Here is a 14,982-nt window from a genome sequence, read left to right as displayed (position 1 = left end):
GAGCGCAGCCTAGCGTCCGGTGCCCTGCAGCACGCCATGTTCCAGGGCATAGCGGGTGAGGCCGGCCGTCGAGGAAATCCCCAGCTTGCGGCGGATATTCTTGCGATGGGTCTCGACCGTGCGCACCGAGATGTCGAGAGCCAGCGCCACCTCCTTGTTCGACTTGCCCTGCGCCAGCTGCAAAAGGATCGTCTGTTCGCGGCCCGTCAGCGGCTCGCGTCCGTCCGCCGTCATCGGCCGGAGCGATGTGCGCGCCCCGGTGCAGAGGTATTGCTCGCCCGCCATCACCGCGTCGATCGCGGTCCGGATCTCCTCCACGGGCACGTCCTTGAGGACGTAGCCCCGCGCCCCGTGCCGCAACGCCGTCGAGATGTATTCCGGGCTGTCGTGCATCGACAGGATCAGGATGCGGGTGCCCGGGCGCCGCTCGAGGATGATCTCGGTGGCCGAAAGCCCGCCCAGCCCGGGCATGTTGAGGTCGAGCAGCATGACATCGGGGGCCAGCGCCTCCACCTGGTCGACCGCTTCCTGGCCGCCGCGCAGGGAGGCGACGATCTCTATGTCGTCATAGGTCTCCAGGATGGACTGGATGCCTTCGGCGACCATCGGATGGTCGTCCACGATCGCGACCCGGATCATCATGCAGTCTCCTTCTTGCCGGTGTCTTCGGGGGTGAGCAGGTGCGACAGCGGCACCTGCGCCTCGATCAGGGTGCCCGGATGGGCGGCGGACAGGCGAAAGGTTCCGCCCAGATGCTCGACCCGCTCGGCCATGTTGCGCAGGCCGAGGCCGCGGGCGGTCTCCACGTCCTTGGGCAGGCCGCGGCCGTTGTCTGCGATCCGCAGCAGGCCGCCCATGCGGTTGCCCTTGAGGCTCATGGTGGCGTGGGTGGCGCCGGAATGGCGCTCGATGTTGGTCAACGCCTCTTGGGCGATCCGGTAAAGCGCGATCCGCGCATCCTCGTCCAGGCGGTTGCGGAACACCACGGTCTCGAAATCGACGGTGATCCCCGTGCGGGCGGTGAATTCCTCTGTCAGCGTCTGCAGCGCAGGGCCCAGGCCGAGGTCGTCGAGCACGCCGGGGCGCAGGTCGCGGCTGATGCGGCGGACCTCCTGGATCGCGCCGCCCAGGGCGTCGATGCCCTTGTCGAGGCTGTCGCTCGCGCGGGCATCGCCGAGGGACAGGCGTCGGCGCGCGAGTTCGAGCGCATAGCGCACCGACACGAGGATCTGGCTGATCGAATCGTGCAGCTCGCGGGCGACGCGGCCGCGTTCCTCCTCCTGGGTGTCGATGATCCGCTGGGTCAGCTCCTTCAGCTTGGCGTCGGCCAGCCAGCGCTCGCGGATGTTGAGGACCAGCCCGGTGCCGAATACGACCAGCAAGGCGCCGATCGCGATGGCCAGGATATAGAGCGTGGTGCGCTGGATGCGGGCCTCGACCTCGGCGCGGGCGGCGGCGATCGTGTCCTGTACCTCGTCCAGGAAGATGCCGGTGCCGATCGCCCATTTCCAGTCCTGCAACCCGTTGACGTAGACCAGCATCGGCGCGGTCTCTCCGGTCGAGGGCTTGGGCCATTGAAACTCGTGAAAGCCGCCGCCCGACCGGGCCAGGCGGATCAGCTCGTCGGTGATCGGCACCCCGTCGATATCGCGCAGCCCGGTCCAGTTGCGCCCGATCAGCGTGGTCTGGCGCGGGGCGACGAGGTTGGTGCCGCCGTAGTCGAAGACGAAGAAATACCCGTCCTGCCCATAGATCATCGCGGCGAGGATCCGGGTGACCTCCAGCTTGGCCAGGTCGTCCTCGGGCCCGGCGCGGCCGTAGTCATTGACGAAGGCCGTGCGCGCCAGCGACATGTAATTGGTCAGCTCCTGGCGCTTGGCCTGCATGATCTGCGCCTCCAGCGCCGCGATCTCGCGCTGGGCGAGCGCACGGCTCTGACGCTCCACCAGCACGCTGATCAGCGCCACCGACAGCAGCAACGGGACCGTCGCCAGGATGAAGAGCTTCTGCCCGTAGGAGAGACGCTTGAAGGCCATTGAGAATCGATAGGGCGAATCACCGGTGAATCAAAGATCCAGTAGCCGCGCCGGCCCCTCAGTCACCTTGCCGGCGCAATGCCGGCCCGCACCGGATGCGCCTGTTTTTCGGGCGCACCGGCCCCCGGGCGCCGCGGCTCTACGCAGTGATGGGTATGGCGTGGGTGTGCGGGCGGCGCTAACGTGCCGCCACTTCAAACGATCCGCCTGCGCCACGGGAGAGGTCAGGCACGTCAACAAAAAACGGGAGGACAACCATGGATCGTCGCTCATTCCTGACCAAAGGTGCCATCGGCGGCACCGCAGCGGCCGCCTCGACGCTGGCCGCGCCGGCCTATGCCCAGGGCAACCGGACGCTCACGCTCGTGACCACCTGGGGCCGTGGCCTTGCCGGTGTGCATGACGCGGCCCAGCGCTGCGCCGACACCATCACCGCGATGACCGACGGCCAGCTGACCGTCGACCTCAAGGCCGCGGGCGAGCTTGTCGGCGCTTTCGAGGTGTTCGACGCCGTGACCTCGGGCCAGGCCGACATGTACCACGGGGCCGATTATTATTTCGTGGGTCAGCATCCGGGCTACGCGTTCTTCACCGCCGTGCCCTTCGGCATGACCGCGCAGGAACTGGCCAACTGGTACTACCAGGACGGCGGCCACGAGCTGCATGACGAGCTGGGCGAGATCTTCGGCCTCAAGTCGTTCCTGGGCGGCAACACCGGTGCGCAGTCCGGCGGCTGGTTCGCCAAGGAGATCACCGGTCCCGAGGACTTCCAGGGCCTTCGGTTCCGGATGCCGGGCCTTGGCGGCGAGGCCCTCGGCCGCATGGGCGCATCGGTCCAGAACCTGCCCGGCGCCGAAGTCTACCAGGCGCTTGCCTCCGGAGCGATCGACGGGACCGAGTGGATCGGCCCCTGGGCGGACGAGAAGGCCGGCTTCCAGGAGATCACCAAGTTCTACTACACCGCCGGCATGCACGAGCCGGGCGCGGGCCTGTCGCTCGCCTTCAACCGCGATGTGTTCGACAGCTTCACCCCCGCACAGCAGCGGATCTGTGAAATCGCCGCAGGCGAGGCGCACCAGTACAATCTCAGCCAGTTCCTGGCCGAGAACGGTGCCGCGCTGGCCCGTCTTCAGTCCGGTGGCGTGCAGGTCCTGACCTTCCCCGACAGCGTCTGGGATGCGATGGGCGTGGCCGCGCAGGAAACGATGGACAGCTATGCCGGGGACGATCTCTATGACCGCATCCGCGAAAGCGCGATGACCTCCATGCGTTCCTCGTCCAACTGGATCACCGAATCCGAGGGCACCTATCGCGCCCAGCGTGACCGCATCATGGGCTGAGGCCCGACCGATGCGATAAGATTGCCGGGGCCTCCTTCGCGGGGCCCCGTGCGCACTTGCCGATCGGGTCCGGGCGGCCGGACATGGGCGGCGACGTCACGCAATGACGGGGGGAGACCATGGGACTGGTCGACGCATGGGGCGGCAACGCCTTGGGCTGGTTTTTCGCGCATCTGATCGAGGCGCCCTACAACATCGTCCGCGCCTTGCTGAACATGGGCCAATGGCTTGATTGGCTCAGCTGGGCGAACACCACCGAGGACAAGGAAGCGCTGATGCGCTTCGTCTATTACGGCGGCTCGACCGAGCTCGCCTTCGCGGTCCTCTTCCTGTTCCTGGCCGTCACCGTGGCGGGGGTCCTGCGGCCCCCGTTCATGTGGGGCGTGACCCGGGTGCTAGAGGGCTTCGCCAACGGCGTCGGGCGCTTCTTCGCCTGGGCCGGCCTGTTGCTGGTGCTGCAACAGATCCTGATCATCTTCATGCAGCGCGTCTTCGCTGTGTCCGAGATCAGCCTCGGGCTGGGGGCCGCGTTCTCCAAGGACGTCTCGTGGTGGTCCGAAGAGCTGAAGCTCTACAACGCGATGATCGTCTGCCTCTGCGCCACCTATACCTTCGTTCAGGGCGGCCACGTGCGGGTGGACCTGATCTATTCGGCGGTGTCGGAGCGCACCAAGCGGGTGATCGACATGTTCGGCAGCCTGTTCTTCATGCTGCCCGCCGCCATCATCACCTGGCTCTACGGCTGGTATTTTCTCTGGCGGCACCTGATCACGCCGAACCCGTCGGCCTCGGACACGCTGGACCGGCTGCTGACCAAGGCCCGCGCCGTGCGCTGGAACGTCGAAACCATCGGCTTCAGCCCGAACGGATTCAACGCCTACTTCCTCTTCAAGGTCCTGCTTTGCGCCTTCACGCTGATGGTGATGCTGCAGGCGGTCGCCTTCTTCTACCGCTCGTTCCTCGAGTGGCGAGAAGGACCGGAGAGCTATGGCAAATACCTCGACCGCGACTCGCTCGGCGAGGGTGAAGAAGCCTACGAAGGCACCCATTAAAGACCCCGGGGACAGGACACATGCTTTTCGGATTGGACGGGGTCGAAGTCGGCCTGATCATCGTCTTCCTCTCGCTCTTCGCAGGAATTCTCTCGGGCTTTCCGGTGGCCTTCGCCATCGGCGGCTCGGCGGTCATCTCGTTCGCGATCATCGCGATGCTGGACGCCAACGGCCTGCTGATCCACCAGGCGCTGGACACCAGCTCCGAGGCGTTCCATGCGCTGACCGCGCAGGGGATCAGGCCGGGCGACATCTCGATCTTCCGATACCCCGAGCTGCCGCGGATCTCCGAGCCGGTCTTCCCCCAGGGCTGGGAAGTCGCGCTGGACCGCAACGTGTCGTTCATCGTCAACCGCATGAACGAGCGTGTGCTCGCCGGCCAGTCGATCGAGACGCTGCTGGCGGTGGCGATGTTCGTGCTGATGGGCATCACGCTGGAACGCTCCAAGATCGCCGATGACCTGCTGACCACAATGTCGCGGGTCTTCGGCCCGCTGCCGGGCGGTCTGGCCGTGTCGGTCGTGCTGGTCGGCGCCTTCCTTGCTGCCTCCACCGGCATCGTCGGCGCCACGGTCGTGACCATGGGCCTGCTGTCGCTGCCGACGATGCTGCGGGCGGGCTATTCGCCGGAGCTTGCGACTGGCGTGATCGCGGCCTCGGGGACGCTGGGCCAGATCATCCCGCCCTCCATCGTGATCGTGCTGCTGGGCACACTGGCGGGCGACCTCTATGCGACCGCGCAGGAAACCCGCGCGGCCTCGGTCGGCTGTTCCGACGCGCTGACCTACCTGGGCGAGCCCGCGGTCGTGTCCGTGGGAACGCTGTTCCAGGCGGCGCTGTTGCCGGGGATTCTGCTGGCGGTGCTCTATGCGAGCTATGCCTTCGGCTATGCGCTTTTGAACCCCGCCAAGGCCCCCGCGGTCGACGTGGGCGCGGCGAACGGCGAGCCGATCACCCGCAACGAGGGGTTGACCTGGTTCCTGGGCGTGCCGGTGCTGCTTGTCGCGCTGGTCATCGGCGCGGGGCAGGTGGGGCTGGTGGGATCGCAGAACGTCACCGTCGGCTCGTTTTCCGACGCTGGGCAGAACGCCACGCTGCGGACGAACGTCTCGCCCGATTGCGCTGCGGCGATGATCGAGCTTCACGGGCAGGACGCCTGGGATGACGCTGTGGCGCAACAGACGGCCATCGACGCCTCGGGCGGCGTGACCGAATCCCGCGCCCTCTCGGACGAGGAGCGCGCCGAGATCCAGGTGCAGCGGATCGCCGATGCGGCCCCGATCGGCCCGGGCGTGGCCATCGCGGTGCTGATCCTGGCGCTGATGCTGGTGCTGGCGCGCGGCGTGCTGCCCTCGGCCAGCCCTGTGCCGCTGCTGATCGGTGGCGGCGGGTTGGGTCTGGCCCTGTTGCTGGATGCGGCCTTCATCTCTCCGGTGACGACGCCGGGCGCGACCACCTTGATCCTCGCTGTTCCGTTCCTGATCGCGCTCTGGGGGTGCCGGCACGCGGCCGCGCGGCTTGGGCAGAACGACCTGATCCGCGTGGTGTTCCCGCCGTTGGTCCTGATCGTCGCGGTCCTCGGCTCGATCCTGGGCGGGATTACCAACCCGACGCCCGCCGCCGCGCTGGGCGCGGGCGGTGCGATCATGCTGGCCGCCTATCGCAAGCTCTCCGAAGAGGGGCGCTCTCCCCGGATCGTGTTGTGGGGCACCTTCGCGGTGGCGATCATGTTGCTGGTCGGAACCAATTTCGACATGCGGATCGGACAGGAGGATGCGCGCGCCGAGGACGTCATCGCCTATCTCGTGGCCTTCGCAGCGTTCCTCTTCGCGATGTTCTCGATTCTCTACGCTTGCTGGGTGCTGCTGGCCGGAAAGGTCCTGACACCGGTGGTGCGCGAGACGGCCAAGGTCACCTCGATGGTGTTCACCATCCTGATCGGTTCGCAATTGCTGAACCTGGTGGTGATCTCCTTCGGGGGCGAGCACTACATCCAGCAGTTCCTCAAGAGCTTCGACAGCGAATTCACCGTGTTCCTCATCGTGATGCTGGTGCTGTTCATCCTGGGCTTCGTGCTCGATTTCCTGGAGATCATCTACATCGTGATCCCGATTGTGGGGCCGGTGATCTACGGCGGCACGTTCGATCCGAAATGGGTGACGATCATGATCGCGGTGAACCTGCAGACGTCGTTCCTGACGCCGCCCTTCGGGTTCGCGCTGTTCTACCTGCGTGGCGTCGCGCCGCCGCAGGTGACCACCGGGCATATCTATCGGGGCATCGTTCCCTTCGTGGGAATCCAGGTGGTGGGGCTTGCATTGCTGTGGTTCTTCCCCGGCGTGGTGACCATCGTCCCGAACCTTCTTGGCAACTGACCGGCCGGCTCCCGGATATTCGCGAATATCCGGACCGATTATTCGCGAATAATCGGGCTCGCGCCGGGGCGGGCGGTGTCCGTCGGGATCAGAGCGCCTTGCCGGACGCGATCAGCGATCGTCGCGTCCGGTTGGCCGGCTGTCGGGAAGGTTGATCCGGGCCACCTGCTCGGCGATTGGGGCGACCGAGAGCGGATGGGTGTCGGCAGAGAACCCGTCCGGGTCGTCCAGCCGCTGCCACTGGCCCTGATGATAGATCTCGAGGCCCGAGTACCGCGCCTTGTAGCCCATCTTCGGGCTGCCCGGCACCCAGTAGCCCAAGTAGACATACGGCAGCCCCATACCGCGGGCGAGCGCGATGTGGTCGAGGATCACGTAGGTCCCCAGGGAATTGCGCATGAGGTCGGGGTCGAAGAAGGAATAGACCATCGACAGCCCGTCATCGAGGACGTCCGTCAGGCAGACCGCTTCGAGCCCGCCGTGGGCATCGTCCCGCGGCGCCGCCGGGTCGGAATACTCGATCAGGCGCGAACGGATCGGCGTCTCTTCGATCATCGCCGCGAATTCGAACAGGTCCATGTCGGCCATCCCGCCTGTCGCGTGGCGGCTGTCGAGATAGTCGCGGAACAGTGCAAACTGCTCTTCGGTCGCCCAGGGCGCACTCGCGCGGCGCTCCAGAAAGCTGTTGCGGCGGGTCACCCGGCGCTGGCTCTTGGTCGGGGTGAACCGATCGACCGCGATTCGGGCGGAGAGACACGCCGAACAATCCGCGCAGGATGGCCGGTAGAGGACATTCTGCGAGCGGCGAAACCCCTGTTTCGACAAGGCATCGTTGAGCTTTTCCGCGCTGTCGCCCTGCAGCGCGGTGAACAGCTTCCGCTCCATCCGGCCCTCAAGATAAGGGCAGGGTTGCGGCGCCGTGACGTAGAATTGCGGGGCGAGCGGCAGGGTGTGACGCATGGGTGGCAGTGCTCCTCGGCTTAGAGGTTAGCAATGCGTTACCGGCCCGCCAAGCCCCCCTATTCAAGGGGGCGCCGGTTTGCCGGTGCCGCGGCCGCCTCAGACCGGTTTGTTCAGAGCCGCCGTGCCAATGATATGGTCCGTGAGACCTTGCTTGCGGTCCGTGATCAACATCAAAACAATTGAGATTACCTGAAGGACCGGCACCGCGATCGAGACGCTGTAGCCCAGGGTATGGGCCAGGGCGGTCCCGTTCGAAAACCTGTGCCCGTCGGCCTCGCGCAGCTCGATCCCCATCAAGCGCATGCCCCAGGTCGCAGAGCCGCCGGCCAGCGTGGACCAACGATAGAAGAAGCCCACGATCAGCATCATCACCGGAAAGAAGAAGAGGCCCAAGAAGGCGGTGAAGGGTAGCAGCAGGACGCAGACCAGCACGACAAGCACCGTGTCGGCGATCCACGCTCCGAACCGCTTGCCCGGCACGCCCTCGTAGAAGTCGGGGCGGCTGCGGGGATCGGGAAGGCGCCCGGCGGTGCGGGGCGCGGAGTGTCCGTCGGCATACATCTTGTCTGCTCCTGGCTGGAATCACGAATGGCCGGGCCGCCCCCTTTCTAGAAGGGGCCGCCCGGCAGGGTCATCATGCGGCGGCTTCGTCGCCGTCGTCACCGGCCTTGTGGGCGCGGTCGTTCATGAACTGGTCGAACTCGGCTTTGTCCTTGGCCTCGCGCAGGCGCTCCAGGAAGGCCTCGAAGCTGGCCTGTTCTTCTTCCAGGCGGCGCAGGGTCTCGGTCTTGTAGGAGTCGAAGGCCGAATTGCCCGAGGATTTCATCGCCGAATGGTAGGTGTGGCGGGATTGCGAGCGCCGCGAGGCGCAGGAACGGCTGAACATGCGTTTGCTCCAGATCATGTAGGCGAGAAGGGCGAGGCCGATGGGCCACGCGAGGATGAAGCCCAGAACCATGGCGGCGATCCACGCGCCTTTGCCACGGTCATCGAGCCAGGCTTCGACACGAGAGAACCAGCCCATGAGGCCGGAGCCCTCTTGCGGTCTGGCTGTTTGCAGGGAAGCGTCGGTCATCAGGGTCTCCTTGAGCGGTGCGGGTTAATGTGAATGCCTTTCACATCACCCCATATGCGTGGCCCGGGGCCCCCGTTCAAGGGTCTATGTTAAAAGAATTCACATCATTCCGGCAACCACCTGATCAGCTTGCGATTTTCACCGCTTCTTCCCGTGGAGGACGGCGCCGGAAGGATCGGCGCGGGGGGGAGGGGGCGGATCAGGCCTGTTCTTCCAGCTCGCGTTCGGCCTCGGCGTTCTCGACGGCCCATTCCGCCGCCGCCTCGACGGCGATGGGCGATGCGGTCGGGAGCACGTTCAGGTAGCTTTCCGTATCGGCGACCGGTGAGGTCGCGAGTTGGGTCATGCGATAGAGCGCATAGAGCGAGATGACGGCGAAGGTAATGCCGAGCACCAGCCAGAACGCATAGGGGTCCATCCGCTGCATCGCCCAGCCTGTCACCAGCGGGCCGGCGATGGCGCCCAGGCCAAAGGTGAAGACCAGCCCGCCGGACGCGGCGGGCATGTCGTCCGAGGACAGGCTATCGTTCGTATAGGCCAGAAAGAGCGCATAGAGCGGCGTGGTGACCCCGCCCGCAAAGAACGCCGCGGCCATCAGGGCCCACAATCCGCCGCCGGTCAGCCAGCCCAGCCCGCAGGACGCCGCGCCAAGGGTCGCCGCGCCGAAGATCAGCCTGCGCCGGTCGACCCGGTCGGACAGCCAGCCGATCGGGTATTGCAACACCAGGGCCCCCGCGAACAGCATCGCCACGAACAGCGAGATCTGCGCCGCCGACATCCCGATCTGGGATCCGAACACGGCCCCCATGCCCGATTGCGTGGCATAGACCGCACCAAGCAGGAAGATCCCCACCATGCCCAACGGCGAGCCGGCAAAAAGGGCCCGCAGCGACATTGGCCGGGCGACCTGCACCGCGGGCACGGGGGTCGCCGACAGCAGGATCGGCGCGAAGGAGATCGAGACCAGGATCGACGCGCAGATGAACAGGACGGAGGTGCCCGCGTCGCCCAGGGTCAACAGCCCCTGCGCCCCGATGATCCCCAGCGTCTGCGCCATCATGTAGGCCGACAGGACCTTGCCGCGGGTGTCGTTGCTGGCGGCGGCGTTCAGCCAGCTTTCGGCCGCCACATAGATGCCGGACATGCAGAAGCCCACGAGGATCCGCAGCAACGTCCAGGCCCAGGGCTCGGTCAGCAGCGGCAGCGCGATCAGCCCTGCCGACATGAAGCTGCCGAGGGCGGCGAAGACCCGGACATGGCCGACGCGCTGGATCATCAGCGGGGTCAGGCGCGCACCCGACAAGAAGCCCAGGAAATAGCCCGAGGTGATGACGGCCAGTTCCGCGGAGGAAAAGCCCTCGATCCCGCCGCGCAGACCGATCAGGGTGAAATGCATGCCGTTGCCCAGCATGATCAGAACGATGCCGAGCAAAAGGGCCCAGACCCCGGCCAAGACGTTGATCATGGATCGCCCTTTCGTGCCACAGGCCGCCGCGCTTGCATCCTTCGCTGTCCCATATCCCGCTCTCCGACAGTGTCGCTGCAACGCCGCATGCTTGGTCAATTGCGACGGATCCGACCCTTTCGGGCAGTTTGTCGCCGCGTCGGGCCGATGCAATCGCTTGTCCTGGCGGATCGAGCGCCGCGCACGGCCGCATTGGCGCACAACATGACGACTGCCCGGGAATCACCCGGCTCCGCCCATCCTGGCGGCGCTCCGAAGGTGCGGCGCGCCGGGGCGTCAGGCGGTGAACGGCCCCTCCCTGGCATCGGTCAGGCGCATCAGGTCCGCGGGGGTGATCGGAAAGACATGTCGCGGTGTTCCGGCGGCGGCATAGATGACGCTGAACTCCGACAGGCGCGGGTCCCAGTAGGCGCGGACCGGGGACAGGTGCCCGATCGGGGCGACGCCGCCGATGGCAAAGCCTGTCCGCTCGCGCACCACTTTCGGGTCGGCGCGGGTCAGCGGCTCGCCGGCCAGGCTGGCCGCGCGATCGGCGTCGACCCGGTTGCCGCCCGCGGTCAGGAACAGGACGATTTCGCCGGACAAGGCCCCCTGAAATACGATGGACTTGGCGATCTGGTCCAGCGCGCAGCCGGCCGCATCGGCCGCCTGCTGCGCGGTCCGGCTCTCTGTTCCCATTTCCAGGATGTAGGGCTTGAGGCCGCTGTCGCGCAGCGCCTCGCTCACCCGCTGCAGGCTCTTGCTCATGTCTGCTCCCCCTTCTAGCGTTCGGCGCGAAAGTCATACAACAGGCGCGGGGAGACAACAGTTTGGCCGATCTTCGTGAAAAAGCCCTGAAAGCCGCGCGTTGCGCCTGTCCGGACGTCCGGGCATGAGCCTCGCCGCCCGCCTGACACGGTCGCCCGATGCTTTCGACGCCGACCGGGGCCGGGAGGCGGCCGCGCTTTACCCTGACCTGCCGGCGGAGCTGCGCGGGCTGGTGGCGGGGGCGGCCGGGTCCAGCCCCTACCTCTGCGGGCTGCTGCACCGCGAGCGGGACTGGTTCGCGGCCGCCTGCGACGCGCCTGAGGCGGCGTTCGAGGCAGAGCTCGCCCGGCTGGAGGATTTCGAGCTGGCCGACCTGGGCACCGAGCTGCGCCGGGCCAAACGCCGGGTGGCGCTTCTGACCGGGATGGCCGACCTCGGCGGGGCCTGGTCCCTGGAGGAGGTGACGCTTGTCCTGTCGCGGCTCGCGGACAGCGCGGTGGACCTGGCGCTGCGGCGGCTCGTGGCGGTCCAGCTGGGGCGTGGCAAGCTGCCGGGCAAGGGGCCAGACGATGCCGACACCGCGGCGGGCATGGTTGCGCTCTCGATGGGCAAGGGCGGCGCCTATGAGCTCAATTATTCCAGCGACATCGACCTGATCTGCCTGTTCGACGACACCGCCTACGATCCCGGGGACCTCGCCGAGGTCCGCAGCGTCTTCGTCAAGGTCACCCGGGCGCTGCGGGCGCTGCTGTCGGACGCGACCGCCGAGGGCTATGTTTTTCGCACCGACCTGCGGTTGCGGCCCGATGCGGCGGTCACCCCGGCCTGCGTCGCGATGACCATGGCCGAAAGCTACTACGAGAGCGTGGGCCGCACATGGGAACGCGCGGCCTATATCAAGGCGCGCGCGGCCGCGGGCGACATCGCCGCGGGCGAGCGGTTCCTGGCGGCGCTCACGCCCTTCGTCTGGCGCAAGCACCTGGATTTCGCCGCGATCCAGGACGCCCACGACATGCGCCTGCGGATCCGCGATCACAAGAACCTCGGCGGGCCCTTCGCGCTCGAGGGGCACAACGTCAAGCTCGGGCGGGGCGGCATTCGCGAGATCGAGTTCTTCACCCAGACCCGCCAGCTGATCGCGGGCGGGCGGGATAAGTCGCTGCGGGTGCGGCGCACGGATGAAGGCCTGGCGCGCCTCGCTGAGGCCGGTTGGCTGCCGCAGGAGACCGCCCGGTCCCTGACCGAGCACTACCGGGCGCACCGGGAACTGGAACACCGGCTGCAGATGATTGCCGACACCCAGACCCATGATCTGCCCGGGGACGCAGAGGGATTCGCCCGGCTTGCCGCCCTCATGGGGCGCGACGTCGCCGGTCTGCGGACCGAGCTGACCGAGCGGTTCGACGCGGTCGACGCGCTGACAGAGGATTTCTTCGCGCCGGAGCCCGCCGAGGCGCAGCCCGACGATTTCGGCGCCGACATGGTGGCCCGCTGGATGCGTTACCCGGCGCTGCGTTCCAGTCGCGCGGTGGAGATCTTCGACCGGCTCAAACCGTCGATCCTGGCGCGGCTCAAGGAAGCCGCCCGGCCCGAGGAGGCACTGTCGCAATTCGACGGGTTCCTGCGGGGGCTTCCGGCGGGGGTCCAGCTTTTTTCGCTCTTCGAGGCGAACCCGCCGCTGCAACAGCTGATCGTCGACATCTGCGCCACGGCGCCCGCGCTTGCGCAATACCTGTCGCGCAACGCCGGGGTGCTGGATGCGGTGATCGTGGGGGATTTCTTCGCGGCCTGGTCCGGGGTCGCGCATCTGCGCGACATGCTGACCGAGGTATTGTCGGCCGCCCCCGACTACGAGGCGCAGCTGGACGCCGCGCGCCGCTGGGCGAAGGACTGGCATTTCCGCATCGGTGTGCACCATCTGCGCGGCCTGATCTCGGCCGAAGAAGCGGGCCGGCAATATGCCGACCTGGCCGAGGCCGTGGTCTCAGGCCTCTGGCCCGCGGTGCTGTCGGCGTTTGCCGCCAAGCACGGCCCGGCCCCCGGACGCGGCGCGGTGGTGGTCGGCATGGGGTCGCTGGGGGCGGCGCGGCTCAATGCGACCTCCGACCTGGACCTGATCGTGATCTACGACCCGGCGGGGGTCGAGGCGTCGGAGGGGCGGCGCCCCCTGTCTTCGCGGGCCTATTACGCGCGTCTCACCCAGTCGCTGGTCACGGCGCTGTCGGCGCAGATGGCAGAGGGTCGGCTCTACGAGGTGGACATGCGGCTGCGTCCCTCGGGCCGGCAGGGGCCGGTCGCCACGGCGCTGACCTCCTTCGAGATCTATCAGCGCGAAGAGGCCTGGACCTGGGAACAGCTCGCGCTGACCCGTGCCCGGCCCATCGCCGGCGCCGAGGAACTCGCCGGTGAGGTGGAGCGCGTGCGCCGGGCGGTGATCGACGCCCGCGGCGCCGCGCGACAGGTCCGCCGGGACGTGGCCGACATGCGTGCGCGGCTGGCGGCGGCCAAGGCGCCGCAGGGGGCGTTCGACGCGAAGGCCGGGCCGGGGCGGCTGCAGGATATCGAATTGTCCGCGCAAACCGCCGCCCTGCTGGCGGGCTCGCCGCTGCGCGATACCGAAGGACAGCTTGACGCCGGGGTCGCGGCGTGGATCCTGACGCAGGCGGACGCCGAGGTGCTGAAACGCGCGGCACGGCTCTTCTGGTCGCTGCAAGCGTCGGCAAGACTGCTCACGGGTGCGCCGCTCGATCTTTCGGCGGTGGGCGAGGGCGGCCTGCGCCTTATATTGCGCGAGACTGGAATGGCGGACGAGGCCGCGCTGAAGTCGGCGATGGAAGAGACCGGAGAAGCCGCGGCCGCATGTGTCGGTCGCATTGTGAGCGAGGCCGACGATGACCGATGAGACGGATCCCAAGGGGCTGATCCGCGAGGCCTACAGGATCGACGGGATCAGCCAGCCCGAGTGCCGGTCGATCTTTCTCGACTGGGCGCTGTCGCTGCCGTCCGGGGCCGATACCGCCGGCGCGATCCGGCAGCTTCTGACCACCTACGGTGTCGAGGCGCATCCGATGACGATCGTCCTGCAGGAGGGGCTGGCCGCGCCGGCCTCGCCGCGCCGGCGCGGGGGCCGGGCCGGCCGCCTGGGCTGAGATCGCGGCAGGGGGATCGGGACGGTGCAACCCGGCCAGTGCGCCGCGGCGCACAGGTTATCGTGCGAGGGCCGCAGCTTCGGCGGCGAGCGCCGTGATCGCGGCCCAGTCGGACGCCAGGACCCGATCCTTCGGGGCAACCCAGCTGCCGCCGACACAGAACGTGTTCGACAGTTTGAGGTATTCGGGCGCATTGGCGAGGCTGACACCGCCGGTCGGACAGAACCGGACCTGCGGGATCGGCGCACCGATCGCCTTCAATGCAGAGACCCCGCCGTTGGCCTCGGCGGGAAAGAACTTCTGCACCGTGTAGCCGCGCTCATAGAGCGCCATGACCTCGGACGCGGTCGCGGCCCCGGGCAGGAGCGGCAGATCGTTCGCCTCGCAAGCGTCGAGTATGCGGTCGGTGGCGCCCGGCGAGACACCGAAGGTGGCCCCGGCCTCCTTTGCCCGCTCCACGTCTTCCGGAGTAAGAAGAGTGCCGGCGCCGACCACGCCGCCCTCCACCTTGGCCATCTCGCGGATCGCGTCGAGGGCGGCGGGGGTGCGCAGGGTCACTTCGAGTGCGGGCAGCCCTCCGGCCACAAGGGCTTCGGCGAGCCCCTGCGCGAGGCTCGCGTCTTCGAGCACCAGAACCGGGATGACCGGGGCGAGGGCACAGACCTTGGCATTGAGCTGGGAGGCGTGTTCGGGGGTCATCTTCGTTCCTTTCCGCATCGCGGGTTGCCAGTGTGGGAGCCTCCGGCGGGAGTTTATTGGCCAAGATGAAATCTGGAAGGC

General features: G+C 67.5%; 13 protein-coding genes. 5 read left to right on the top strand and 8 right to left on the bottom strand.

What is annotated here, in order from left to right; translation table 11 throughout:
* Window positions 1-9: 9 nt before the first annotated feature.
* Together ROA7023_RS02170 and ROA7023_RS02165 are read right to left on the bottom strand one after the other, a co-directional pair.
* Window positions 10-642: a response regulator transcription factor gene (locus tag ROA7023_RS02170; protein ID WP_085877342.1), complete on the bottom strand. Its 633-nt coding sequence runs from the start codon at window positions 640-642 to the stop codon at window positions 10-12.
* Entirely contained in the window at window positions 639-2,036 is a 1,398-nt protein-coding gene (locus tag ROA7023_RS02165; RefSeq protein WP_085877341.1) for a cache domain-containing protein, read from the bottom strand. Before ROA7023_RS02165 ends, ROA7023_RS02170 begins: the two co-directional genes overlap by 4 nt.
* A gap of 257 nt (window positions 2,037-2,293) precedes the next feature.
* Between ROA7023_RS02165 and ROA7023_RS02160 the strand changes: the two genes are divergently transcribed.
* The 3 genes from ROA7023_RS02160 to ROA7023_RS02150 all read left to right on the top strand — a co-directional run bounded on the left by ROA7023_RS02160 (window position 2,294) and on the right by ROA7023_RS02150 (window position 6,803).
* On the top strand, window positions 2,294-3,376 hold the full coding sequence (locus tag ROA7023_RS02160; RefSeq protein ID WP_085877340.1) for a TRAP transporter substrate-binding protein: 1,083 nt from the start codon (window positions 2,294-2,296) through the stop codon (window positions 3,374-3,376).
* 119 nt (window positions 3,377-3,495) lie between these two features.
* The gene (locus ROA7023_RS02155) at window positions 3,496-4,428 is read left to right on the top strand and encodes a TRAP transporter small permease subunit (protein WP_085877339.1); all 933 of its coding nucleotides are present in this window, start codon (window positions 3,496-3,498) and stop codon (window positions 4,426-4,428) included.
* Window positions 4,429-4,448: 20 nt separating this feature from the next.
* Entirely contained in the window at window positions 4,449-6,803 is a 2,355-nt protein-coding gene (locus ROA7023_RS02150; RefSeq protein WP_085877338.1) for a TRAP transporter large permease, read from the top strand.
* A 111-nt stretch (window positions 6,804-6,914) separates the two neighbouring features.
* Here ROA7023_RS02150 and ROA7023_RS02145 read toward each other — a convergent pair whose 3' ends face one another.
* From ROA7023_RS02145 to ROA7023_RS02125, 5 genes are all read right to left on the bottom strand, one after another.
* Window positions 6,915-7,763 (bottom strand): arginyltransferase, encoded by an 849-nt coding sequence (locus tag ROA7023_RS02145; RefSeq protein ID WP_085877337.1) that lies wholly within the window; start codon window positions 7,761-7,763, stop codon window positions 6,915-6,917.
* A gap of 99 nt (window positions 7,764-7,862) precedes the next feature.
* Complete coding sequence (locus ROA7023_RS02140; protein WP_085877336.1) at window positions 7,863-8,327, bottom strand: RDD family protein; 465 nt, start codon at window positions 8,325-8,327, stop codon at window positions 7,863-7,865.
* 73 nt (window positions 8,328-8,400) lie between these two features.
* On the bottom strand, window positions 8,401-8,841 hold the full coding sequence (locus ROA7023_RS02135; protein WP_085877335.1) for a DUF2852 domain-containing protein: 441 nt from the start codon (window positions 8,839-8,841) through the stop codon (window positions 8,401-8,403).
* A 199-nt stretch (window positions 8,842-9,040) separates the two neighbouring features.
* Window positions 9,041-10,306, bottom strand: a complete 1,266-nt coding sequence (locus ROA7023_RS02130; protein WP_085877334.1) for an MFS transporter — start codon at window positions 10,304-10,306, stop codon at window positions 9,041-9,043.
* A gap of 276 nt (window positions 10,307-10,582) precedes the next feature.
* Window positions 10,583-11,053 (bottom strand): YbaK/EbsC family protein, encoded by a 471-nt coding sequence (locus ROA7023_RS02125; RefSeq protein WP_085877333.1) that lies wholly within the window; start codon window positions 11,051-11,053, stop codon window positions 10,583-10,585.
* Between the two features lie 124 nt (window positions 11,054-11,177).
* On the opposite strand from ROA7023_RS02125, the gene ROA7023_RS02120 reads away from it, so the two are divergent.
* Window positions 11,178-13,955, top strand: a complete 2,778-nt coding sequence (locus tag ROA7023_RS02120) for a [protein-PII] uridylyltransferase family protein (protein ID WP_085877332.1) — start codon at window positions 11,178-11,180, stop codon at window positions 13,953-13,955.
* Window positions 13,945-14,202 carry a hypothetical protein gene (locus tag ROA7023_RS02115; protein WP_085877331.1) on the top strand — a complete coding sequence of 86 codons (258 nt, stop codon included), beginning with the start codon at window positions 13,945-13,947 and terminating at the stop codon, window positions 14,200-14,202. Before ROA7023_RS02120 ends, ROA7023_RS02115 begins: the two co-directional genes overlap by 11 nt.
* A gap of 57 nt (window positions 14,203-14,259) precedes the next feature.
* On the opposite strand, the gene eda is transcribed toward ROA7023_RS02115, so the two are convergent.
* The gene (gene eda, locus ROA7023_RS02110) at window positions 14,260-14,901 is read right to left on the bottom strand and encodes a bifunctional 4-hydroxy-2-oxoglutarate aldolase/2-dehydro-3-deoxy-phosphogluconate aldolase (RefSeq protein WP_085877330.1); all 642 of its coding nucleotides are present in this window, start codon (window positions 14,899-14,901) and stop codon (window positions 14,260-14,262) included.
* Window positions 14,902-14,982 lie beyond the last annotated feature (81 nt).

The organism is Roseisalinus antarcticus (assembly GCF_900172355.1).
Taxonomy (GTDB): Bacteria; Pseudomonadota; Alphaproteobacteria; order Rhodobacterales; family Rhodobacteraceae; genus Oceanicola; species Oceanicola antarcticus_A.
The sequence above is the reverse complement of the archived record's forward strand: the minus strand, read 5'-3'. Positions and strand labels throughout refer to the sequence as shown.

Bases quoted from the DNA above. Each gene is read 5' to 3' on its own strand.
- ROA7023_RS02170 (WP_085877342.1), bottom strand. From the start codon at position 642: ATGATGATCCGGGTCGCGATCGTGGACGACCATCCGATGGTCGCCGAA.
- ROA7023_RS02165 (WP_085877341.1), bottom strand. From the start codon at position 2,036: ATGGCCTTCAAGCGTCTCTCCTACGGGCAGAAGCTCTTCATCCTGGCG.
- ROA7023_RS02160 (WP_085877340.1), top strand. From the start codon at position 2,294: ATGGATCGTCGCTCATTCCTGACCAAAGGTGCCATCGGCGGCACCGCA.
- ROA7023_RS02155 (WP_085877339.1), top strand. From the start codon at position 3,496: ATGGGACTGGTCGACGCATGGGGCGGCAACGCCTTGGGCTGGTTTTTC.
- ROA7023_RS02150 (WP_085877338.1), top strand. From the start codon at position 4,449: ATGCTTTTCGGATTGGACGGGGTCGAAGTCGGCCTGATCATCGTCTTC.
- ROA7023_RS02145 (WP_085877337.1), bottom strand. From the start codon at position 7,763: ATGCGTCACACCCTGCCGCTCGCCCCGCAATTCTACGTCACGGCGCCG.
- ROA7023_RS02140 (WP_085877336.1), bottom strand. From the start codon at position 8,327: ATGTATGCCGACGGACACTCCGCGCCCCGCACCGCCGGGCGCCTTCCC.
- ROA7023_RS02135 (WP_085877335.1), bottom strand. From the start codon at position 8,841: ATGACCGACGCTTCCCTGCAAACAGCCAGACCGCAAGAGGGCTCCGGC.
- ROA7023_RS02130 (WP_085877334.1), bottom strand. From the start codon at position 10,306: ATGATCAACGTCTTGGCCGGGGTCTGGGCCCTTTTGCTCGGCATCGTT.
- ROA7023_RS02125 (WP_085877333.1), bottom strand. From the start codon at position 11,053: ATGAGCAAGAGCCTGCAGCGGGTGAGCGAGGCGCTGCGCGACAGCGGC.
- ROA7023_RS02120 (WP_085877332.1), top strand. From the start codon at position 11,178: ATGAGCCTCGCCGCCCGCCTGACACGGTCGCCCGATGCTTTCGACGCC.
- ROA7023_RS02115 (WP_085877331.1), top strand. From the start codon at position 13,945: ATGACCGATGAGACGGATCCCAAGGGGCTGATCCGCGAGGCCTACAGG.
- eda (WP_085877330.1), bottom strand. From the start codon at position 14,901: ATGACCCCCGAACACGCCTCCCAGCTCAATGCCAAGGTCTGTGCCCTC.